11 protein-coding genes and 1 pseudogene are annotated in these 23330 nt (G+C 68.0%); 9 read left to right on the top strand and 3 right to left on the bottom strand.

The features are described from left to right. Nucleotides 1–72: 72 nt before the first annotated feature. Nucleotides 73–1029, top strand: a pseudogene (locus tag ACIQGV_RS39735) (winged helix DNA-binding domain-containing protein); the annotation flags it as partial. A 297-nt stretch (nucleotides 1030–1326) separates the two neighbouring features. On the opposite strand, the gene ACIQGV_RS39730 reads toward ACIQGV_RS39735, so the two are convergent. Further along, nucleotides 1327–2223, bottom strand: coding sequence for a LysR family transcriptional regulator (locus ACIQGV_RS39730; RefSeq protein ID WP_402504417.1), 897 nt, complete (start codon nucleotides 2221–2223; stop codon nucleotides 1327–1329). Nucleotides 2224–2322: 99 nt separating this feature from the next. On the opposite strand from ACIQGV_RS39730, the gene ACIQGV_RS39725 reads away from it, so the two are divergent. After that, the gene (locus ACIQGV_RS39725; RefSeq protein WP_402504414.1) at nucleotides 2323–2688 is read left to right on the top strand and encodes a YybH family protein; all 366 of its coding nucleotides are present in this window, start codon (nucleotides 2323–2325) and stop codon (nucleotides 2686–2688) included. Nucleotides 2689–3142: 454 nt separating this feature from the next. On the opposite strand, the gene ACIQGV_RS39720 is transcribed toward ACIQGV_RS39725, so the two are convergent. Further along, nucleotides 3143–3442 carry a hypothetical protein gene (locus tag ACIQGV_RS39720; RefSeq protein WP_402504411.1) on the bottom strand — a complete coding sequence of 100 codons (300 nt, stop codon included), beginning with the start codon at nucleotides 3440–3442 and terminating at the stop codon, nucleotides 3143–3145. A gap of 545 nt (nucleotides 3443–3987) precedes the next feature. Here ACIQGV_RS39720 and ACIQGV_RS39715 point away from each other — a divergent pair. The 4 genes from ACIQGV_RS39715 to ACIQGV_RS39700 all read left to right on the top strand — a co-directional run bounded on the left by ACIQGV_RS39715 (nucleotide 3988) and on the right by ACIQGV_RS39700 (nucleotide 7990). Continuing rightward, nucleotides 3988–4995, top strand: a complete 1008-nt coding sequence (locus ACIQGV_RS39715; RefSeq protein WP_402504409.1) for a helix-turn-helix domain-containing protein — start codon at nucleotides 3988–3990, stop codon at nucleotides 4993–4995. Nucleotides 4996–5669: 674 nt separating this feature from the next. Continuing rightward, nucleotides 5670–6365 (top strand): orotidine-5'-phosphate decarboxylase, encoded by a 696-nt coding sequence (pyrF, locus tag ACIQGV_RS39710; RefSeq protein ID WP_402504406.1) that lies wholly within the window; start codon nucleotides 5670–5672, stop codon nucleotides 6363–6365. A 142-nt stretch (nucleotides 6366–6507) separates the two neighbouring features. Next, entirely contained in the window at nucleotides 6508–7383 is an 876-nt protein-coding gene (locus tag ACIQGV_RS39705) for an ISAs1 family transposase (protein ID WP_402504404.1), read from the top strand. Beyond that, nucleotides 7331–7990 (top strand): SMI1/KNR4 family protein, encoded by a 660-nt coding sequence (locus ACIQGV_RS39700; protein WP_402504402.1) that lies wholly within the window; start codon nucleotides 7331–7333, stop codon nucleotides 7988–7990. The genes ACIQGV_RS39705 and ACIQGV_RS39700 overlap by 53 nt, the downstream gene beginning before the upstream one ends. A gap of 413 nt (nucleotides 7991–8403) precedes the next feature. On the opposite strand, the gene ACIQGV_RS39695 is transcribed toward ACIQGV_RS39700, so the two are convergent. Next, entirely contained in the window at nucleotides 8404–11469 is a 3066-nt protein-coding gene (locus ACIQGV_RS39695; RefSeq protein ID WP_402504400.1) for an FG-GAP-like repeat-containing protein, read from the bottom strand. A gap of 1066 nt (nucleotides 11470–12535) precedes the next feature. On the opposite strand from ACIQGV_RS39695, the gene ACIQGV_RS39690 reads away from it, so the two are divergent. From ACIQGV_RS39690 to ACIQGV_RS39680, 3 genes are all read left to right on the top strand, one after another. Then, nucleotides 12536–16078, top strand: a complete 3543-nt coding sequence (locus ACIQGV_RS39690; protein ID WP_402504397.1) for a LamG domain-containing protein — start codon at nucleotides 12536–12538, stop codon at nucleotides 16076–16078. A 160-nt stretch (nucleotides 16079–16238) separates the two neighbouring features. Beyond that, nucleotides 16239–22751 carry an RHS repeat-associated core domain-containing protein gene (locus ACIQGV_RS39685; RefSeq protein WP_402504395.1) on the top strand — a complete coding sequence of 2171 codons (6513 nt, stop codon included), beginning with the start codon at nucleotides 16239–16241 and terminating at the stop codon, nucleotides 22749–22751. Between the two features lie 3 nt (nucleotides 22752–22754). Next, a complete protein-coding gene (locus ACIQGV_RS39680) occupies nucleotides 22755–23009 on the top strand; it encodes a hypothetical protein (protein WP_402504393.1) in 255 nt (84 codons plus the stop codon). Nucleotides 23010–23330 lie beyond the last annotated feature (321 nt).

The following is a 23330-nucleotide window of genomic DNA, read 5'->3' as shown; positions in this document are numbered from 1 at the left end:
GGCACCCGCCGGACTCGCCGGCATCCTCGACAAGGCCGTCACCTGACCGCTCTGGACGAGAGGCACAGCCCGATGCTTGACCCGAGGAGCGTCCGCAGACTGCGGGCCCACGCCCAGGCCCTGGCCGGTGGAGCACGGGAGACCTCTGCCGAGGCGGTCGTCCGACGGGTCTTCGCCGTCCAGGCCCAGGAGGCCACGGCCGCCGACCTGGGCATCCGGGTACGCGGCCGGGACATCACCGCCCAGGCCGTCCGCACGGCCTACGAGGACGAGCGCAGCATCGTCCGCAACTGGTACCTGCGCGGCACCCTGCACACCGTCCCCGGCGACGACGCCCGCTGGGTGTCACAGCTGCTGTCCCCGAGGATCCTCGCCGCAGCCGGCCGCCGCTACCGGCAACTGGGCCTGGACGACGATCTGCGCCGGCGCGCCGACCGTCTCATCCAGCGCGTTCTTGCCGCGCACGGCCCGCTCAACAGGGCCGAGCTGACCGAGCACCTCACCACCCTCGGCATCCCGCCCGACGGACAGGCACCTTTCCACCTGATCCGCCACGCAGCACTCACCGACATCCTCTGCCACGGCCCACAGCGCGCCGGCGAGGCCACGTACGTCCTGCTCGACGACTGGCTGCCCACCACCGGAAGCTTGCGGTGGGAGGGCGACGACGCTCTCGCCGAGCTGGCCCGCCGTTACCTCGCCGCGCACGCCCCCGCCGCTCCGGAGGATTTCGCCACCTGGTCCGGGCTGCCCCTCACCTGGGCCCGCAGAGCCTGGAAGATGCTGGCGCACTCCGGCGCGATCACCGAGTACGGCACGTTGACCGTACTCGCCGGGCAGGCGGAGGAACTCCCCGGCCCGTCCGGCACTCCGGACGTTCGCATGCTGCCCGCCTACGACAACTACCTGGTCGGCTACCGCACCCGCGAGCTGTCCGTCCCCGCTCTCCACCAGGCCCGCGTCTGGCCGGGAGGCGGCGTCATCCGGCCGACCGTCATCGCCGACGGCCTGGCCATCGCCACCTGGAACCGCGCCTCCGGCACACGCCCCGTCACCGTGGACGCGTTCGAGCCCCTCCCCCCCGCAGATTCAAAGAGAGGCCGACGCGGAGAAGGAGGCCGTCGTCCGCTTCCTGCGGCCCACCACATGACCAACCACCCCCGTGTCACATCATGCGACGACAAGCTGCATCCTCAACGTGGTTCCCGACCCCGAGAGCTCCGTGAGTTCGCGCAAACTGAAGGCCATTCGGCGGGAACCCGAGGGTCTGTTGCCTCACATCCGGGGGACGGCCCCGTGGGCTCGAGTGAAGCCGCTGACCGGCCTCTACCGGTGCAGCCCCGGAAAGTCCGTGAAGGCTTGCCGACTGTGCACGAGCAGCTCGCGTACCGAGGGGTTGTGTGCGCTCTTCCAGATCAGAGCGAGCAATGCTGGTGTTTCGACATCATCGATGGTGCGGACGGTGAGCCGGTCGCGGTAGCTCGCGGCCATCGAGTTGCTGAGGACGGCGACGCCGAGCCCGCGGGCGGCGAGGTCTGCAACGGCATCCGCGGCGCTGGCTTGCAGCGCGATCGAGGGCTGGAGATTCTGTGCGGCGCAAGCCTGGTCGAATACGGCGCGCAGGCCGGTGCCGGGTGGCATGCACACCATCGGGTAGGCAATCAGGTCGCGTAGGGTGACCCGCCGCTGTTTCGCCAAGGGGTGCCCGCCCGGGACTGCCGCGACAAGCCGCTCGCTGATGATGGTCAGCGCGTCCAGCCCGTCGGGGGCGGCCGTTGCGGTCCCGACGAGTGCCAGGTCGACGGCGCCGGTACGTACGCCTTCGGCGAGCCGGTCGGAGCTGTCCTCCAGCAGCGAGATCTCCACACCGGGATGCGCCTCGTGAAATGCGGCGAGGGCTTCGAAGAGCGGGGTGAGGGTGCAGCCGATGACCATCCCGACGGTGAGCCGGCCCCGGATCAGGCCGGTCACCTCGTCCACTGCCTGGCCGACCGCCCCGGCTGCGGCGAGTGCGGCGCGGGCGTGTTCGAGCGCGGCCTTCCCCGCGACGGTGAGGGTGACGGTTCGGGCCGACCGGTCGAACAGTTCGGCACCGAGTTCCCGTTCGAGCTGGCGGATCTGGGCGCTGACGCCGGACTGACTGATGTGCACCCGCTCGGCCGCACGGGTGAAGTTCTGCTCTTCGGCGACTGCGACGAAGTATTCCAGCTGCCTCAGTTCCATGCCTGAAAATTCTAGCTCGCAGAAGATCCATCTGTTGGACTTCTGATTGGCGGGCGATCACGCTGAGAAGTGACCGGAGCCCGACGTCAGGAGGAATCCATGCCGGAGTACGAGAAGGCCATGCGGCCCGAGGACATCACCCGCTTGTTCGTCGAGCGATCCAATGCCGGTGACGCGGCCGGGGCCGCCGCGCTGTACGAAGAGGACGCAGTGATGGCCTACCCGCCCGGTGAGCTGACGGTGGGGCGGGATGCGATCCGTGCGCTGTGGGAGAAGGTGCTGGCCAACGGTCCCCGCTTCGAGCCGGAACAGCCACTGCCGACGTTGATCAGCGGCGACATCGCCCTCACCTCGACCCCGCCCAGGGACGGGGCCGGCGCGCGGGCGCAGGTCGTCAGGCGCCAGTCCGACGGAAGCTGGCTGCGCCTGCTCGACCAGCCCGAGTTCGTCCCGCCCGCCCGCTGACCCCGCCACCTCCGAAAGTTCGTCAAAGACGGAGGCTGTTGAGCGGGACCTTGAGGGGCCATCGCGTCAGAGCCACGCTCGCCCGGACCCCGACCATGGGTCAGACCATGAGTGTGGCTGGCGCAGACCACGGGTGCCCGGGAGACGTTGAAGCCGGCCCGGCGCCCTGGCATCCCTCCGCCGGGGGAGTGGACGTGCGGTTCCAGGACCGGAGTTGCCGGTACTGCGGGGCCTGGGGCGGGCTGGGACCGGAGTTGCGCGGCCGGCGTCCGGAGGGGCTCGCCAGCGTTGAGGGGCCGGGCTGGACTGTGGTCGGCGCGCGCCCGGTTCCTTAGCCTCACGGCCGACGCGGACGCTCATCCTCATGGAGGGGTCTCTGCGAGAGGCCCGGAAGATCGGCCCAGCTGTGGGGTTGCAGCCAGCTGATGCGGTGGTCGGGGTCGAGGACGGGCCGTCATACGGGCGCGGACGGCCCGTGCTGCAGGAGGTCGGTCATGGCGGTGGGCATGGCCTGCACTTCTCTCAGGAAGTCGGCCACGTTCAGGTTGCGGGTGGCGTGGAGGGCGCTGATGCGGTTCTCGACGCCTGCGGAGCCGGTGCCGTCGAGGATGAACAGCAGCCTGGGAAAGTGCGGGTAGCGGCGCCGCCAGGGCTCCTCCAACTCGTCGGCGGTGGTGCGGTGCCGGCCGGCAGGCCGGGGCTGGTAGGTGCGGTGCCGGCCGTCCGGCGCCACGCGTACGCACGACGCCGTCATCTGCCCCCGACCAGACCGCGTACCACCGGGGCCCGACCAAGGCCACGATCCGATGGCCCCTCCCGTAACCCCGCTGTGGTCTGCCCCGACAACCTCGCGCGCGATTCGCGTACCTGACGGCGTACCCGCAGGTGACCGCGGGGTTGTCCGGCCGTGGTACGGCCTGTCCGGCACCCGGACGAGCCCGCGCCATCGGCGGCCTGGACAAGGCCCTGGCCGCCGTCGACCTTCTCGACGACGCCCTTGCACTCGGCCTCCCAGGCCGCTGCACGGCCAGCTTCTATGAGGTCCTGACAGAAGCCGTTGCAGGTGGTTGCAGGGATGGCGCTCGCAGCGGTGGTTGAGCCGGCCGTAGCCCGTGAGCCAGGAGATGGTGGGCTCGATGACTCGGCGACGCCGGCCGAGTCGGTCACCGGACCGATGCCCTTGCGGGCGATGCGGACCGGCGCTGTGACGCTCGCGACAGCCTCACATGTCACAACGCTCGCCGCTTGAGCCGTCTAAGGGGTGCTACGAACCCGGCGGGGAGACGGAGGGCCACTGCGATGATCGGAACCGTGTTCCGGAGCGAGGACATGCCGGAGGACAGGTTCGACTGCTGGCGGGAGTTGATGTTCCAGGCCCGCTCGGCCGACGTCGTCGGCGCCCACGCCTCCGCCTCCGAGGCGGAGTTACGGCGCATGGAGCTGGGTCCGGTGACCGTGTGGCACGCGTCGTTCACGCCCGCGCGCTTCTGGAGGAGAGCCCGCACCGCTCGGCGGTCCGACCTGCAGCGCTGTCAGCTCACGCTCCTGCTCGACGGACGGATGACGCTCACGTACGACGGCGGGCGGACGACGCCGCTGGGCCCACGTGACCTCCACTTCCTCGACAGCTCGCCCTCCTTCCCTGACCAGCCGCACAACGAGGGGGCACCGGACACCGGCGAGTGCCGTGCCGTCACGGGCGTCGGCGTCGACTTCCCCAGGGAACTGATTCCCCTGCCGCCGCAGCGGATACGGGAGATGAGCGGGCGCGGGTTCTCGGCGCGGGAGGGCACGGGCGCGCTGTTGGCCGACTTCCTCGTCGGCCTGGGCCGGCAGGCCGACGTCCTGCGCCCGTGCGACGCGCCCCGGCTCGGCACCACCGTGCTCGACCTGGTGTCCGCCTGGTTCTCCCACGCTCTGGACGACGAGTCCGCCCTGCCGGCGGAGAACCGCCGGCGAGCGCTGGCCGAGCGCATCCGGGCGTTCGTCCGCCAGCACTTGCACGACCCCGAAATGAAGCCGGCCACGATCGCCGCCGCGCACCACATCTCCCTCAGCCATCTGCACCGCGTCTTCACCGAACAGTCCGGGGGCGAGACGCTCGCCGCCTGGATCCGCGCCCGCCGCCTGGAGCAGGCCCACCGCGACCTGGCGGACCCCGCCCTGCGCGGTACCCCGATCCACACCGTCGCCGTCCGCTGGGGCTTTCCCGGCGCGGGCGACTTCACCCGCGCCTTCCGCCGTGCGTACGGACTGTCGCCCCGCGAGCACCGGCAGCGGTCGCTCGGCGACGTGCCCCGTCCCTGAGACCGAGCGCCAAGCAAGCGGATACCCAGCGCCAGCACGGCCGCGGCCCGGCTCGGCATGATCGGTGACGCGCGCATGGCGGGGAATCCAGTCGCCCCGGCCAAGCGGCCGCCTGTGCGCGCACCCGACCGGATGAAAGCAGGTGAAGCGTCGTGTCGACGAGTACACGCAGACGACGGGCCGTCGATCCCGCGGCGTTCGGGGTGCCGCTGAGCGGAGCCTTCGTACTGGGCACCGGGACACCGGCGCAGGCAGGGGCCTTGGGCCGCCCCGCGGTGTCGGCAGCGAGACCCGTTGTTCGCCCTTCCTGCTGACATCCCGCCACACGCAACACTCTCGTTCGGGTCTGTCCAGTTAACGGCTCTGTCTCACATCCGGTGGTAACGGATTGTTGTCGGCTTCACCATGGGTGATATCTCCAGGTCAGCGGGCGCTCTGGTGCACGTCCTCGCTGGTTGGTATCGGGCCGGGGCAGCCAGGCTCGACAATCGCCGAACCCCACGCCGGCAGTGCCAGGCAACTCACCGACCTGCAGAGTTCCCGGCAACCGGTTCGACCAGCACAGATATGACACTCCGTTACCACCGAATATGAGACAGGGCCGTCTATTGGACACTCCCGTGTCGGGGCAACCCGGCCATGGGCCGATCGGCGTGGTGGGTGACAATGGCGCTGTGGAGTCAGCCAGTCGGATCATCGTTGCTTTGGATTTCGACAGCCGTCGAGCGGCTGAGGAGGTCGTCGACCGTCTGGGTGATGAGTGCCGTTTCTACAAGGTCGGGCTGGAGCTGCTCACAGCGGCGGGACCTGATCTCATCAAGTACCTCGTTGCCAAGGGCAACGAGGTGTTCCTGGACCTGAAACTCTTCGAGATCCCGAACTCCGTTGCCGGCGCGGTCCGCGTGGCAGGGACACTGGGCGCGTCAATGGTGACGGTGCATGGCATGGGTGGCACCGAGATCATGGCCGCCGCTGTCGCCGCGGCCCGCGACTTTCCTCGCCTGCGTGTGCTGGCCCTGACCGTCGTCACCAGCATGACCAGCTCCGATCTCGCTGACCTCGGGGTCAACGCCTCGACCGAGGAGCAGGTGCTGCGCCTGGCCCGGCTGGCGAACCGCGCTGGATGCCATGGCGTGATCGCATCGCCGCAGGAAGCCGCGCAGCTTCGGGATGTACTGGGTTCCAGCTCCCTGATCGTCACGCCGGGAGTCACGCTGCCCGGTGAATCCCGATCCGAGCACGCCCGACCCGGGACACCGCGTGCTGCCATCGCCGCCGGTGCGTCACACATCGTCGTGGGCCGGACCGTCACTCGATCCGCGGACCCAGTAGCCGCAATCCGGCTCGTCCGCGCCGACTTGGGGCCGTGACCGCAAGTAACCACCGGTTCGGTGGTTAGGCCGCTGCTGATGGGAGTGGTCGGCCGCCCCAGCGGATGCCCCGCTCGCTGGGGACTCCTCCGGTCCAGCCCCGCTGGAAACGGTTGCTGACCTGCGGAATTATCTGGTCGAAGTGCCTGATCCACGGGCCCGTCGTGGCATCCGGCACCCGTGGACGGCCCTGCTTGCCGCAGCGGCCGCCGCTGTTCTGTCCGGCGCTGGCTCGATCACGGCGATCGGTGAGTGGGTCGCCGACGCGCCGCAGCGCGTCCTGGCTCTGCTCGGGTTCAGCCCCGACCCGCTGACCCGCCTGTTCCGGCCGCCCTATGCCACGACCATCCGCCTCGTCCTGGCCGCCGTGGACGGCGACGCTCTGGACCGGGCCATTGGACGCTTCCTCCAGGAACGTCAGGCCCCGGCCGCCGGCCGCAGGCTCATCGCCGTCGACGGCAAGACACTCCGCGGTTCCCGCACCCGACACAAGCCCGCCACCGCCCTGATCGCCGCAATGACCCACAGCGGACAGGTCCTGACCCAAAGGCAGGTCGACGGCAAGAGCAACGAGATCCCGGCCTTCGCCCCGCTCCTGGACTGCATCGATCTGACCGACGCGGTGATCACCGCCGACGCCCTGCACACCCAGCACGAACATGCCTCCTACCTGCACGAACGCGGGGCTCACTACCTGGCTGTCGTCAAGCGGAACCACCCCGGACTCCATGAGCGGGTCCGCCGCCTTCCCTGGCGCGACATCCGCCTGGACCACATCGAGCGCACCCGGGCCCATCACCGCGATGAAATCCGTCGGCTGAAGACCGCCGCGTTCGCCCACATCGACCATCCCCACGCCCGCCAGGCCCTCCAAGTCGTACGCCGGAGAGGGGACAAGAGCACCGGCAAGGTGACGATCGAGCGGATGGGCCCTGACCCCGCGCGCTGCTCACTAGCGTGTGCCCATGAGCGAGGACATATGGGTGGGAGTGCGCGAGCGGGTGCTCCAGCTCGCTGAGCACCCCGGGGCAGAGAGAATATTCGGGGCGCGAGGGCACGGATTTCACCTCGGTCCGGTCATGCGTGAGGAGCAGCTCCGGGCGCTGGAGGCGGACCTGGGCATCGACCTTCCCGCGCAGTATCGGAGCTTCCTTCTTCACGTCGGAGGCGGGGGAGCCGGTCCTGACTATGGCCTGATGACGCCGACCTTGGGCAGCACTGGGTGGCAGTGGCTCGGACCCGGGCTTGTCTTCCCCGCGCAGTCGACCGCCGCTGAGCTCGCCGGACGGCCCTTCGTAGCCGAGGCGTTGGGGAGTGAGCTGGAGGCACTGGAGGCGCAGGAGCCCACCTCGGACGTCTTTGCGGCCGACGACGAGTTCCGTCGTGCCCACGCGGCTTGGGATGCGCGCTACGAGGAGCTGTATGACGCCCAGGAGGCGGGGGCCGTGTATCTCAGTGAGCAGGGATGCGGCTATGCGTCACTGCTGGTCATGACAGGCCCGCACCGAGGTGACATCTGGGAGGACCTCCGACCGGCGGACCGAGGGATCGAGCCGACCGGATACGACTTCGCGCACTGGTACCGGAGGTGGCTCGAGCGCACCGAGCAGCAGCTGCAGACCTGACAGCGCCAGGTCGATGCAGTACTGCGAGCCCCCTGAATTTCGCTCCTGCGCAGACTGCGTTCCCCGGACACCCCGCAGCAGTGCGAACCGCCGGCGAAATGACACGGCTGCGACCATCATCCCTGCAGCGGCACAGCCCCTGTCCCGACTGCATGCACATTGCCCTGGTGGACATCCGGGCAGCACCCCGCTGTGGCGGGGTGCCTGCTCCGCACCCGAGGGGCATGGCGTTTTTCGGGTTCCAGCCCGCTCCTGCGCCTCCGAGGCCGACGTGGAGCGAGCGGCTGCGAGCCACTGGGAAAGCTGCGACGCGACGCAATAGGGACGACACCGGTGGTGCCTGCCCTGCCACCACTGGCAGGCCCGCCAGGTGCGTCGGGGCGGCCGTTTGCTGGAGGGACAGGCGCGTTGGGTCAGGACAGTGTCTTGTAGACCTGCCATCCTGTGCCGATCTTCACGCGGGTGGCGAAGGTGCTGGTATGCCGGTAGAGGTTTCCGTCGGTGTCGCGGGCGACAAGGTCGGCTTTGCCGTCTTCGGTGATGTCACCGACACCCACTACCGTGTTGTACGTCGCGCCCCAGTCGGCCGCCAGTTTCACGCGGGCGGTGAAGGTGCCGTTCCCCCTGCCGGTGTAGCGGTAGAGGTTGTTGGACTGGTCCTGCACGAGCAGATCACCGACTCCGTCGCCGTTGAGGTCGCCCGCACCCACGACCTTCTTGTAGGTCTTCCAGTTGTCGGCGAGCTTCACGCGTGCGGCGAGCCTGCCGGTGCCGGTTCCCTTGTAGAGGTACACCGCGCCGGTCGAGCTGTTGCGGGTGACCAGGTCGGGCAGGCCGTCGCCGGTGAGGTCACCGGGCGAGGTCATGACGTCGTACTGGTTCCAGCCGGTGCCGAGCGCGGTGTATGACGCGGTCGGCTTCGGCGCCGTGCCGCAGGCAGGCTTGTACAGCCGCAGCGTTCCGTCGCCGGGCTGGACCAGGACGTCGGCGCAGCGGTCGCCGCTGAGGTCGCCGATCGGCACCGCCCGGGCCGACTTCGGCCAGCCGCTCGACGACACGGTCCCGGAGAACTTTCCGGCCCCGTCGCCCAGGTGGACGGCGAGCGTCCCTGCCGCGTTCGTCGTCAGCAGGTCACCGACGCCGTCCGGAAGGGAGGAGGTACCGACGTGGTCCCGCCAGACGGCCGTGCCGCCCGTCAGACGGAGCGTGCCGGTCTGGAGCAGCGGTGCGCCTTGCCCGTCCGCGGGCTGAGCGGTGAGCCGCCAGGTGTAGGAGCCGTTGGGAAGGAGCGCGCCGGTCGTGTCACGGCCGTCCCACTTCGCGGCGATCGAGTACGCGGCGGCTGCGCCGCTGCGCGTGGCCACCAGCCGGCCCGTGGCCTTGTGGCGTACCTCCAGCTTCCAGGAGGCGGCCGGTTCGGACAGCCACCATTCTCCTTGCCAGGAGAGGGGGGTCGTGTCGGTCTCGGCGCGGGTGGTGACGTTCCGGTAGGGGGAGACCAGGGCTGCTGCCGGGCGGCCGATGGCGAGTACGTGGACGTCCTGGTCGGCGGTGGTGTAGGCGAGGCGGCTGTCGCGGGGGTCGAGGGCGACGAGCCCCGCCGCAGCAGTGACCCACTGCCGTACGGCGGTGCCGTTCTGCAGTGCGTAGACCGCAAGCCCTCGCCCGCTCCGGAAGGCGACCAGGCCGTCACCGAGCCAGGCTTGGGCGCCGGCCGTGATCGGGGTGCTCTTCCTGGCCTGGAGGTCGTACACCCCGGCGGTGTCGGCGGCGCTGGTGTTGCACTTCCAGTACAGCCACCGGCCGACGGCCTGGAGTTCGAGCGTGTAGGTGCATCCGGTGCCGGTGGTGAAGGTCGTCAGTGGGGCGCCGGTGCGTGCGTCCTTGGCGGTCACCGTGCCGTTCGCCGCCGCGGTGAACAAGGTGGTGCCCCACAGCGCGCTCGTGCGGTAGGGCTCTTTGTGGAGGACCTTGCCGGAGTCGATGTCGATGATCCGGAGTTCCTCGCTGCCGCCCACGGGTGTCCCGGCGACGAGGACCAGGTTCTCGGACGCGTCGAGGATCCTCGTCCGGGCGTCGGAGTCGTCGGTGGAGTCCTGCAGTCCCGTCTCCCGAGCGGTGCCGGGGAACGCTTCGTCGCTGCCCACGACGTACAGCTTGGGCTTCCAGTCGCCGACGGCGTCGTCGTACACCACGCCGCGGTAGACGGTCCGCCCGTCCCCGGTGGGGTGCAGCTCCGGGCACAACCCGTAGGCGACGCTGCACTTGCCGTGCCAGTCCGGCAGGCTGCCCGCACTGGCCCGCTCGCCGTACCCGGGCGCGGTACCGGTGAGTCGCCGCCGGTACGGCACGGTGGCCCCGTCGCCAGTCTCCAGGGTCTGGACGGTGCCGTGGTCGAGGGCCAGCCGCTGGATCTGCAGGGGGACCGGCGCGATGCGCAGGACCCGGGTTGCCTGCGGTGTGCCGTCGGCGGCGGAGGTGATGGCCTGGTAGCCGTAGTCCTGCGCGGACTGCCCGCCGACCAGTTGCATGCCGCCGTCCGGCCGGAGAGCGATCGTGTCGGCGACCGCACGGGCGAGCAGCGCGTGCTCGGCCGAGCCGTCGAGAGGAACGGCCACGACCTTCCAGATCGATGCTCCTGCTGTCCTGGAACCGAGAGCGGGGTCGTAGCGGCCGACGATCAGGGAGTTGCCGACGAGGCCGAGGACCTTGGCATCGGTGAGGCCGACCTGGAGCTCGCGTGCGGGTGTGTCGAGATGGTCCTGGTCGTAGATCCGCACGCCGCCCGCCTGAGGCACGACGAGGTGATGGGCGGTCACCACGGTGCTCGAGTACATGCCGCCGACGAACGACAGGACAGTGGCCTTGGCGGTGTCCAGGTCGATCCAGACAGGCAGGCTGGAGTCCTGGCCGGGGATCTTCAGCGCGGCGATGAATCCCCGCAGGCCGGACCGCCCGGCGAACAGAATGGAGGAACCTTCGGGAAGACCGGTCACGCGACGGTCCACCGTGGTCCCGTTCTCGCTGCGCAGGAGATGGAACTCGGTCCACGGTCCGTCCGTGGTGACCCGTCCCTTGGTCACCACGGTGGACCCGACCGTCCGGTTGTAGGTCTGTCCGGCCGGAACGGCGACCGTGGCCGTGGCGTCCGTGGCCATGTTCCGCAGCAGGACGTCCCGGCCCGTGGACGACGGCAGCGCCACGACGTCCGATGCCGCTCCGTAGTACTCCAGCGGGCTGACGGCGTGCGTGCCTTCGAGCTTGCGCGTGGAGCCGTCGACGCCGGTCCACTCCAGCCCGGAAGGGCCGCCGGCGGCGGTCGCGTAGTGCAGGAACCCCGAGGGCCCGACGGTGGTCAGATAGCCGTAGCCCGGGGTGGAGCGCAAAGTCGCGGGGATGGTCGTCTCACCGAACGTCCCGGATCCGGCCCGCGCCTCTCCGGCGATCGGGCCGACGGCCAGCGACAGCGACACGGCCATGGCAGCAGTCACACGCAAGCGCGCAGAAGCATGACGAGTCAACGGGACCCCTCCCCAGTGAAATGAGGCGGGACCAGCGCTGCTTCCGGCTGTACCGGCACCCCGGCAGTCGCATCCGCCTCATCGAAGTCACGTGATCGTACAGCCCGGACACAGGTCAGCGAGCGTGGGTTTCCGGCCTTGGCGGGCGCCAAGAAGGCTTGTGAGCAGCGCAGTTGGAGCCCGAGGCTTGCGGTCAAGCCGGGTGTCGTTGCGGATGCAGACACCTGTTGAGGTGTGGCGTCTGTTCCGCCGGGGCCAGACTGAGTCGAGTCTCTCCGTCCGCTGTAGATCACTCTGGTCATCGCGATGCTGATTTGCCGAGCCCACGTCGTAGGTGGGGTCTGTGCGCGTCGGCAGGACCCAAGGCGTATTGACGGAAGCCACATCAGGTGGGTGTACCACCGACTCGGCTGGTGTACCAGCAGGTCGGCGGCGCCGAAGCCGACGGGTGGGTCGCCAGGTGTGCAACGGGTCCGGCTCCTGGGGACCGTCGGCGACGGGGGCGGGATCGCGTGCGGGGAACAGGGAGTTCTCGGTGATCGCACGGACTGCGGCGGTAGGGGCGTCGGTGATCCCTGAGGGTGGTGATGTGGAGGGATTGCAGCCTCGTGGGATTTGCCTAAGCAGGCTTAGCGGCCAGCCTCTGGGGATGTGACTGATCGTCCGACGCAGCGTCAGTGGTGCGTTTCGGCTGGTCAGGCCATATTCGGACAGATTTTCGTGACCTGCTTCACACTTGATTGACCGGATCGCGTAACCCTGCCTTTACTCTCTGCGTCCGTGTGATATCTGTGTCCAGGGGTTGGGATCTGTGAAGTTCTGGTGGGGCGGGGCGCCTCGACGGCGCGCGCGAAGAACGAGTACGGCAGTGCTGGGAGGTGTCGCCGCCTCGCTGGTGGTCACGGCGCTGCCCGTGCTTCCGTTACCGGCGACAACGGCCGGATCCGCTGTAGCTGCGGAAGCAGCCTCGGGAGAGGTGGACGAGGCTGCGGCTCTCGCGCGGGCGAAGACTTCAGGATTGCCAGTGGAGGTGACGACAGCCCGCAGCGAATACACCACCACCCATGCCAATCCTGATGGCACACTCACGCTCACGCAGTCCATGACCCCGCAGCGAGTCAAACAGGACGACGGAAGCTGGGGCGCCGTCGACGCCGCGCTCGAGCGGCGCTCCGACGGGCGTATCGCCCCGAAGGGGGCTGTGGTCGATCTGTCGTTCTCGGGCGGCGGCTCCGGCTCGGAAATGCTTCGACTGGGCAAGGACGGCCGGTCGGTCACTCTGGGCTGGTCCGGCACCCTTCCCGAACCCGTCCTGGACGGTGCGACGGCCACCTATCCGGATGTCTTTTCCGGGGTGGACCTGCAGCTGACCGCCACGGCCGAGGGCTACCGCGAGGTCCTGGTCGTCAAAACACCCGAAGCCGCGAAGAACCCCGTCCTGGAACACGTGGAACTCACCGCCCGCGGCGACGGTCTCACGGTGGTCCCGGGTGCCGGCGGAGGTCTGCGCGCCCTCGATGACGACGGGAACGCGATCTTCCGTGGGCCCGCCGGGCAGATGTGGGACTCTGCCGGTGACAACGATGAGTCAGGCCCCGAGCCTCAGCTGATCACCGCCCGCGCCGCCACCACGGAGGCGGCCGAAGGCGAGCCCGAGGACCCGACACAGCCCGGTGAGGGAGACGCCAGCGCGGTACTGCCGGTCACGGTCAAGGACGGCTCCATCGCCATCCGACCCGACCTCGGCCTGCTGCGCGGAGCGGACACCGTCTACCCCGTTTACATCGACCCGCCGGTCGGGCTGGGTGCGCAGGAGCGCACGAAGATCTCCTCCGACGGCGACAAGTTCTGGATGTTCGACGGCGACAAGGGCGTCGGCAGGTGCGGCAACGCCGACGGCTACTACTGCGGTGGCGGCTACATCGACCGCATGTACTTCGAGTTCGCCCCCACCGCACTGTCCGGCAAGCACGTACTGGACGCCACCTTCCGGGCGCGCGAGACGTGGTCGTTCAACTGCGACGCTCACACCGTGGACCTCAAGCGCACCAACAACATCTCCGAGGCCACCAGTTGGCCGGGCCCTTCGCAGCTGGACCATCTCGGCGACCGCGCGGTGTCCGCTGGCCGTGGCACCCTGTGCTCGCCTGACCAGCCGGATGCCTGGGTCGAGTTCCATGACAATCCTGGTGAGACGGACGAGAACCTCACGAGCAGCGTCCGTTCCTTCGCCAACGGCTCCTTCAGCCGTCTGACGCTGATGCTGCGGGCTCACGACGAGACCGAGCCGCGGGCCTGGAAGCGGTTCGACGACAATGCCGAACTGCAGGTCATCTACGCCTACAAGCCTGGCGTTCCCACCAACGTCGGGATTATCCCGGGAACCGGCACCACTGCCTCCTGCAAGGCGTCCTCCGACCCGCTCGTCGTCACGATGGACAAGCCGACCATCCAGGCGCGAGTGCAGACGCAGGTTCCCTCGGCGCCGGGTGCACTGCTGCAGGCCGACTTCGCCGTGGAACGGCGCGGCAACGACAACGTCTGGCGCCAGATCTGGACGGGCTACAGCCCCGATGCCGGCTGGGCTCCGGACAACAATGTGGAGAGAATACAGACGGCGCAGCTCGCCGATGGATACATGTACCGAGTGAAGGCGCGCACCCAGTCGCACTGGACGTTCAACGCTGTTCCTGACGACCTGTGGTCCTCGTACAGTTCCTGGTGCTATTTCAAGGTGGATTCGGCCGCGCCGAAGGCGCCGCGGATCACGTCGGTCTCGCCGTACACCCTGTGCTCCACGGTCTGTGAGGGCAAGGGCGGTCCGGGCATTCCCGGCACGTTCACCTTCGAGCCGAACACCCTCGACATCAAGAACGGCACGACGGACATCACGGCGTACGAGTGGAAACTGCTGTCCACGTCAGCCAAGAGCGTGCCCCGCGGAACCACACTCACCACAACGGTGAAGGACATTGCCCCACCGCTGGCGGGAACTCAGGTGCTGTCGGTGCGAGCGAAAGACGTCTACAACCGGTGGGGAACCCCGCAGGAATACAGCTTCAAGGTGGCCCCTGCCGAGGGGCCGGTGGGCCGCTGGCGCATGGACGGTGTCCCGGGTTCTGGGAGCGTCACCGCAACCGACACCGCCGAGGCGGGTCCCCGGCATAATGCCACTCTGACCGGCAGCGGGACGGGATGGTCATCCCGGGCGCGCGGCGGTGAAGACGACTATTCGCTGCGTTTGAACGACTACACCACCACTCCCACACAGACCGGCTACGCAGCCACCTCTGCGGCTGTGGTCAACACCCGGGACTCGTTCACCGTGTCCGCTTGGGTGCAGCTGACCGACACCTCCGCCAACCGGGTCGTACTGTCCGCGCCCGGGACCAACGGCAGTGCCTTCGCCCTGTACTACTCGAGCGCCGCGAAGAAGTGGGTGTTCAACCGGACCGACAAGGACGTGGCCAGCCCGGCATATGTCCGATCGGTGGCGGACCAGGAGAGCCCGCAGCTGAACGTGTGGACGCATGTCGCCGGGGTGTTCAAGACGGAAGGTGACGACAACCTCCCGGACACCGACCCCGCCAACGACACCATCCAGCTGTTCATCAACGGCCGTCCGCAGGGCCAGCCGATCGTCCTGGCACAGACGGTCAGCTCCTACACTCCTTGGACCGCGACCGGCGGACTGGAATTCGGCCGTTTCAAGTCGGCTGGCGTCTACAGCTCCTACCACGTCGGTCTGATGGACGAGGTCGCCGTATGGCAGCGCTTCCTGTCCCCCGAGCAACTCGTCGAAGAGGCGAAGGTGTTGCAGGACGGTATCCCGGCCAACGAGCTTGTCGCGCACTGGGACGCAGCCTCGGCCAAGAGCACCTCGATTCCCGAGCTCTCCGCCTACCCGGTACCCGCCATGACGGTGTCCGGGACGGCGATCAATGAGGAAGACAGCGCGCTGCTCCTGGACGGCACGGCCAGTTACGCCGCCGCCACAGGCCCGGTGGTCGACGAGACAGGTTCCTTCACCATTGCCGCCAGCGTCCGGCTGGACTCGACAGCTCTTGCGGCCAAGCCGGTCGGGTACCGGGCTCAAATCGCCGGGCAGCGACTGGGCGGCGAGTCGTCCTGGGCGCTGTGGGTGACCAGACCGACTGAGAGCGACTACCTGTGGGAGTTCACCCGCTCCGCAGTGGGCTCCGATAGGAAGGCCACTCAGAGCGCCGTCGTCGCGCAAACCGTGGCGGACTTCAGTGACTGGGTGACGATCACTGGCGTATTCGATGCCCAGGAGAGCTGGGTGTGGACCAACCCCGACGACGGCAGCAGTGAACTCCGCTACGGCAAGCTCCATCTTTTCGTACGGGACACCCCCGTGTACGACGAGGAGAACGCCGGCTTCACAGGTCCCCAGCGGGGCAGCGGTGAGCTGAGCCTGGGCCGTGGCACGGAAGCCGGGACCACCGGCCACTACCTCCCCGGCGGTCTGGAGAATCTGCGGATCTGGACCGGCGCCATGACCGCCGATCAGGTCAGTTCCCAGGTCCTGGCCCCGGCTGGTACCTGACCCTTCGTCACCTGCTGAGAGGGCGGCGGGCGGCAGGCACCCAAAGCCGCTCGCCGCCCTCTCAGCCATGCACCCGCCGTGCGCTCGTCCCACGGCGATCCCCCTTTGTTGCCCATGGCCGGAAGCGACTCTGCCCGGCCCCGAGTCAGGAAGACATCACGTGAATCCCTTCGGCATACCGCGGCTCGGCCCGGGCCGCGGAGGCGGAAGCAGCCGACGCTGGAGCCAGCGCCTGGCCACCCTCACCGGCCTGGTCATGCTTCCCGGCCTGCTCACCCCCGTCGCCTTCGCCGACATCCCAGACCCGCTGGGTTCTCCCAAGCTGGAGCCGTCCCGTTCGGCGAAGGTCACCCCCTTCACCGCGAAGGCGAACAAGAACACCACAGCGGCCGTGGACAAGGCCGCGGAAGCGGACCGGACGGCGGCCGAGCGCGCCCGCCGCGACCAGCAGCACACCACCGCCTGGCCCACGGCCGGCAAGACCACCCTCGATGTGGCAGGCAGGGGCACGGCCCGGACGCAGGCAGGCACCCTTCCCGTCACCGCCACCGCTCCTGCCAAGGGCCGGCCGGCGAAGTCCCTCACCGTCGAGGTCCTGGACCACAAGGACACGACCGCGCTGGGCGTCAAGGGCGTGGTACTCAAGGTCACCGCCCCCGCCGGAGGCAAGGCCCGCCTGGGCGTGGACTACTCCGCGTTCGCCTCCGCCTACGGCGGTGACTGGGCCGGACGCCTGCGACTGTTCCGACTGCCCGACTGCGCCGACGACACCCCGACGAAGGCGGGCTGCCGCACTCGCACGAAACTCGACTCCAGCAACAACCGTGCCCAGGAAGACGTCTCCGCGACGCTGAGTCTGCCGGCCCGCGGCGCGCCGATGATGCTGGCGCTTGCTGCGGGTGCCCAGTCGGGGACGGGCGACTACAAGGCGACCCCGTTGTCGTCCTCCTCCACCTGGGAGGCCGGAGGAAGTTCGGGAACGTTCACCTGGTCCTACCCCCTCCGCGTCCCTCCGGCCGCGGCAGGCCCGGTGCCGGAGCTGTCTCTCTCCTACAACTCCGGCAGCATCGACGGACGTACCGCGAGCACCAACAACCAAGGCAGCCAGGTCGGTGAGGGCTTCGACCTGACGTCGTCCTTCATTGAGCGCAAGTACGGCTCCTGCGACGACGATGGTCAGGCTGACAAGTTCGACCTGTGCTGGAAGTACGACAACGCCTCCCTCGTGCTCAACGGCAATGCGACCGAACTTGTCAAGGACGACACCACCGGCGTCTGGCGGCTCAAGAACGACGACGCTTCCACCGTCACGCGCTCGACCAACGCCGACAACGGCGACGACAACGGCGAGTACTGGACCGTCATCACCGGCAACGGCACCAAGTACGTCTTCGGCCTGAACAAGCTCTACGGCGCCGGCGCCGGCGACCGCACGAACTCGGTGTGGACCGTGCCGGTCTTCGGCGACGACGAGGGCGAACCCGGCTACACCGACGGCACCACCTTCTCCGGCCGTGCCAAGACCCAGGCATGGCGGTGGAACCTCGACTATGTCGAGGACACCCACAACAACGCCGCCTCCTACTGGTACACCGCCGAGACCAACCACTACGACCAGCTCGGCGACGACACCATCGGCACCGAGTACACGCGTGGCGGCTACCTGAAGGAGATCCGCTACGGTCAGCGCGCCGGCGCCTTGTTCAGTGCGACCCCCCTCGCTTCGGACAAGGTTGTCTTCAGCTACGACGAGCGTTGCCTTGCCACCGGCACCGGCTGCGATTCGCTGACCGACACCACCCGCGACAACTGGCCCGACGTGCCGTTCGACGCGGTGTGCAAGGCTGACGTCAAGTGCACCGGCAACAACGGGCCGAGCTTCTTCACCCGCAAGCGTCTGACTACCATCACCACCTATGCCTGGAACGCGGCCGCTGCCACTCCGGCCTTCGAGGCAGTGGACGCGTGGGCGCTCAAGCATCTCTACCTCGACCCGGGCGACACCGGCGACTCGACCGACCAGTCGCTGTGGCTGGACGAGATTCGCCACACCGGTAAGCGCGGCACCGAAATCTCCCTGGACCCGGTGAAGTTCGGCCACGAGATGCTGGCCAACCGCGTTGACGGTCCCGACGACATCCTGCCGCTGCACAAGCCGCGCCTGAAGACTGTCACCTCCGAGACCGGCGCGCAGACGATCGTCACCTACCTGCCCGCCGACTGCGCCTACGGGCAGACCATGCCCCGGGTCGACACCAACACCAAGCGCTGTTACCCGGTGTACTGGTCGCCCAACGGTGAAGAGACGCCCATTCTCGACTGGTTCCAGAAGTACCCGGTCAGCGCCGTGTCCGTCACCGACCCCCAGGGCGGCGGCCTGGCGGTGCAGCACTCCTACCAGTACTCCTCCGGTGGCGCCTGGCACTACAACGAGGACCCCCTGACCCCCGCCAAGGAACGCACCTGGTCGATCTGGCGCGGCTTCGAGCGGGTCACCCACCTCACCGGCGTTTCCACCGGAACCCAGAGCAAGACCGTCACCGTCTATCTGCGCGGCATGAACGGCGACCGCGTCCTCGGCCCGGACGGCAAGACCCCCGACCCGACGGCCCGCAAGACGGCCACCGTCACCGGCATCAAGGCCGCCGACATCACCGACTCGGACCAGTACGCCGGCTTCACCCGCGAGAGCGTCACCTACAACGGCAGCGCTGAGGTGGGCGGCACGGTAAACGACCCCTGGTCGAAGCGGACAGCCACCCAGCACAAGTCGTACGCCGACACCGAGGCCTACTACATCCGCACCGCGGCCACGCACGCCCGCACCAACATCACCAGCGGGATCACACCGCGCGACCGCGTCCGCACCGTCAAGACCACCTTCGACGACTACGGCATGCCCGAAACCGTCGAAGACCAAGGCGACGACGTCGTCACCGGCGACGAGAAGTGCACCCGCACCTGGTACGCCCGCAACACCGACGCAGGCATCAACATCACCACGCTGGTCTCCCGCAGCCGCACCGTCGCCAGGACCTGCGCGACCGCCGACACAGCGCTGGACCTGCCTGCCGACTCGACCCGCCCCGGCGACGTCATCTCCGACACCGCTATCGTCTACGACGACCTGGCCGCCACCACCTGGTCCGCAACCCAGAAGCCCGTCCGGGGCGATGCGACGTGGACCGGGCGTGCCAAGGGCTACGGCACCGACAACGCACCGCTGTGGCAGGAGATCTCCACCGCCACCTACGACACCCTCGGTCGCACCGAGATCGTCAAGGACACCAACGACCAGCTGGTCGCCAAGACGACCTACACCCCCCTGGCCGCCGGCCCGGTGACCGCAACCACGGTGGAGAACAGGAAACTGCACAAGACCACCACCGTGGTCGACTTCGCCACGGGCGCTGCCACCAAGGTCACCGACCCCAACGGCAAGGTGTCCGAGTCCGAGTACGACAGCCTCGGACGCCTGACCAAGGCATGGCTGCCCAACCGCTCCAAGGCCCTGGGCAAGACACCCAACTACGTCTACGCCTACAACGTCACCAACTCCGCAATGTCCTGGGTGTCCACCGCTACCCTCAAGGGCGACGCAACCGGCTACAACACCGCCTACGCCTTCTACGACTCCCAGCTGCGTCCCCGCCAGACCCAGTCACCCACGCCCGAGGGCGGCCGCCTGATCACGGTGACCCTCTACGACACGCGCGGCATGGCTGTCAGCCAGCACAACGACATCTGGGACAGCACCTCACCGCCCGTCTCGACACCGGTGGCGGTTTCCGGCGGACAGGCCCCGATCCAGACCGACACCGCCTACGACGGCGCAGGCCGCGCCATCACGGCCGAGACAAAGGTCTACGGCGTCACCCGCTGGACGACCACCATCGCCTACACCGGCGACACGGTCGCCACGAGCGCCCCGACCGGCGGCCAGGCCACCGCCGCGATCACCAACGCCCTCGGCCAGGTGACCGAACGCCGCGAGTACGCCGGGCCGCAGCCGACCGGTACGCAGTACACGACCACCGGCTTCGCCTACCACCCGGCCGGCCAGCAGAAGACCGTCACCGGCCCCGACCAGACCAAGTGGACCTACACCTACGACCTGTTCGGCCGTCAGACGGCCGCCACCGACCCGGACAAGGGCGACACCACCAGCGCCTTCAACGACCTCGACCAGGTCACCAGTACCACCCCCAACAACGACAGCGCCAAGACGCTGTTGTACGAGTACGACGAACTCGGCCGCAGAACGGGCCTGTGGCAGAAGGACAAGACGGCCGCCAACCAGCTAGCCGCCTGGACCTTCGACACCCTCGCCAAGGGACAGCAGGACACAGCCGTCCGCTACGACGGCGGCGCCGTCGCGCCCGGAAAGGCATACACCCAGAAGATCAACGCCTACGACAGCCTCTACAACGTCACCAGCAGCCAGCTCATTCTGCCCGAGGGCGATGAGCTGAAGGCGGCAGGCGTGGGCCCGATGCTCACGTTCACCGCGGCGTACCGCGTCGACGGCACAGTCGGCCAGACCGGTTCACCGGCTGTGGGTGGCCTGCCGTCCGAGACCGTCTCCTACACCTACAACCCCACCGGACAGCAGCTCACCTCCAGGGGAACCACCGGGTACCTGCAGGGGGCGGCGTTCTCCCCACAGGGAGACCTGCGCCAGCTCAGGCTCGGCACCGACGGGGTGTCCGGGAAGCAGGCATACATCACCGACTCCTACGAGCCCGGCACCCGCCGCCTCACGGGGATCCAGGTCACCGACGACATCCACAGCTACCCGCTGCAGGATCTGACCTTCACCCAGGACGACGCAGGCAACGTCACCTCCGTCTTCGACACCACCACCCTGGGCGGCACGGCCAAGCCCGACCACCAGTGCTTCACCTACGACGGCTACAGCCGCATGACCGAAGCCTGGACCCCCAAAACCGCCGACTGCGCGACCTCCGGCCGCACCAACGCCAACATCGACGGCGCAGCCCCCTACTGGACCTCCTACACCTACAACCAAGCCGGCCAGCGCGCCACGGAGACCAAGCACGCATCAGCGGGCGACACGACCACGTCGTACGTCTACAACGACACGACGAAGGACACCAAGCCGCACACCCTCGACAAGACCACCGGCGCCCGAACCACCAGCTACACCTACGACAGCAGCGGAAACACCACATCCCGCCCCGGCCCGGCAGCCCAGCAGACCCTTGCCTGGAACGCCGAGGGCGAACTGTCCAAGCTGACAGAAGGCACCAAGCAGACCGGCTACCTCTACGACGCCAACGGCGAACTGCTCATCCGCAAGGCCACCGGCGACGGCGACACCATCCTCTACCTCGGCAACACCGAAGTCCGCCTTACCACCAAGGGCACTACCAAGACGGTCAGCGGAACCCGGTACTACACCGCCAACGGCCAGACCATCGCCGTCCGTACCGCCACCGCCGGCGTCACCGGTACCAAGCTCAGCTTCCTGGCTTCCGACCACCACGGCACCTCCAACGTCGCCATGGAAGCCGGCACCTTCGCACTGACGAAGCGCTACACGACCCCGTTCGGCGCCCCGCGCGGAACCAACCCCAGCACCTGGCCCGACGACAAGGCATTCCTGGGCAAGCCAGCCGACAGTACAACCGGCCTGACACATATCGGCGCCCGAGAATACGACCCGATCACCGGCCAGTTCATCAGCGTCGACCCGCTTCTGGAACTCGACAAGCACCAGACACTCAATGGCTACTCCTACGCCGCACAGAGCCCCCTCACCCACTCCGACCCCAGCGGAATGGGACTTGCCTGCGGCGGTGCAGGCGGCGAGGAAGAGGGCTGCCCAACCCGGCACGGCGGAGGCCAAGGCAATGGGCGTCCTAACGAAGGAGCCGACCCCGCAGACACCTGCGTCGCTCCCTGCGGTACCGCTCATACGAGCAGCACTGACGAGACCAGCAGCCCAGGTGACGACTACCCCGGTCCCTACTATTCGTGCACAGGGCTAGGGCCAGCAGAAAGATGTGTCCCAGTCACTGGTCCTGTAGACACGAGCTCGAACTCCGGTAATTTTCTTGAAAACCTTCTGAACGATGGAGACTTCTGGTCAGGGCTCTTTGAAACTGTAGCTGGCAGTTCCGCGAGTGGTGCAAGCATGGTTCTCGTTGTGACGGGGACAGTAGAATGCGCTGTCGGGGTACTGTGCGCCGTCGGGGCGGGGCAGGTAGCCGCCGGCATGGCTGGAACCGCTACCGGGTATGGGATAGCACAATCAGGAGCGGATAAGCTCGGGCAGGCGTTTCGCGAAGCGTCGAGTCAGGGTGGCGGAATCCCCAAGCCTGGTCCGCAGGGGTTGCCCGCATCAGGGAAGATGAACCCTGAGCGCATTAGGTACACTCAGGACAGCATCAAGGGATCTTACAAGGATGGCCAGTCGGTCGATGACACAATCAGACAGTTGAAGAACGGGGAAACGACCGCAGCTGATATTCCTCCCATTCGCGTTTTCGAGCGCTATGGGAAGATTTACTCTCTCGACAACAGGCGTTTGTATGCCTTCAGGCAGGCGGGCATTCCGGTGCGGTTCGTTAAGGCAACTCCACGTCAAGTTGAGAGTGAGTCGTGGAAGTTTACGACGAAGAACGACGGTGCTTCGATTCGGGTGAGGTAGTTAATGGAATTCTGGACAGAGGCGCTTGCGGTCTGCGAAAAGGAGGAACTCTCCATGTTCCTCTCAGCCGCTGCAAGGGATCTCGAAGAGAACCCGGACGACTGGGAGAACCGGGATCTTGTGAGCTTCCTAGAGGCTATGTCTGCGTGGGTCGCGGACTGTGACGGCTTCTTTGAGAGGGCTGGTCAAAATCCTCCCTCTAGTGAAGGCTGGGCAACTGTGGCCAAGATAGTTGCAGCTGCCCGCGTTTACGAGTGACATGGAGGCAGTGTTCAGCGGAGGACTACGGGCCGCTGATCCGGATATCGAAAACCAGCAGTGGTGTAGCGTGACTTGCCGTTGACTGACTGTGCGAGTTAGGTAGATCGCGCTGCTCGGCTGGAAAACCTGAGGGCCCGCCAGGCATCACCTGGCGGGCCCTCGGTGTAGATCAACACGAGGCTGCAACGACAACATTCGCAATTGGGCCCGCCTGCGATGTCTCAGTGGGCGGTTCGTGACTCTTTGAGTGGGTCTGCTGTCGCCTGATGGTGTGGCGGCGGGGCGGAATCTGCCGGTCCGCGGTTGGTGATCTGGTGA

It is taken from the genome of Streptomyces sp. NPDC093094 (assembly GCF_044754345.1).
Classification (GTDB): domain Bacteria; phylum Actinomycetota; class Actinomycetes; order Streptomycetales; family Streptomycetaceae; genus Streptomyces.
Note: the sequence above shows the minus strand (reverse complement) of the source record. Positions and strands in the feature narration are given on the sequence as shown.

Bases quoted from the DNA above. Each gene is read 5' to 3' on its own strand.
- ACIQGV_RS39730 (WP_402504417.1), bottom strand. From the start codon at position 2,223: ATGGAACTGAGGCAGCTGGAATACTTCGTCGCAGTCGCCGAAGAGCAG.
- ACIQGV_RS39725 (WP_402504414.1), top strand. From the start codon at position 2,323: ATGCCGGAGTACGAGAAGGCCATGCGGCCCGAGGACATCACCCGCTTG.
- ACIQGV_RS39720 (WP_402504411.1), bottom strand. From the start codon at position 3,442: ATGACGGCGTCGTGCGTACGCGTGGCGCCGGACGGCCGGCACCGCACC.
- ACIQGV_RS39715 (WP_402504409.1), top strand. From the start codon at position 3,988: ATGATCGGAACCGTGTTCCGGAGCGAGGACATGCCGGAGGACAGGTTC.
- ACIQGV_RS39700 (WP_402504402.1), top strand. From the start codon at position 7,331: ATGAGCGAGGACATATGGGTGGGAGTGCGCGAGCGGGTGCTCCAGCTC.
- ACIQGV_RS39695 (WP_402504400.1), bottom strand. From the start codon at position 11,469: ATGGCCGTGTCGCTGTCGCTGGCCGTCGGCCCGATCGCCGGAGAGGCG.
- ACIQGV_RS39680 (WP_402504393.1), top strand. From the start codon at position 22,755: ATGGAATTCTGGACAGAGGCGCTTGCGGTCTGCGAAAAGGAGGAACTC.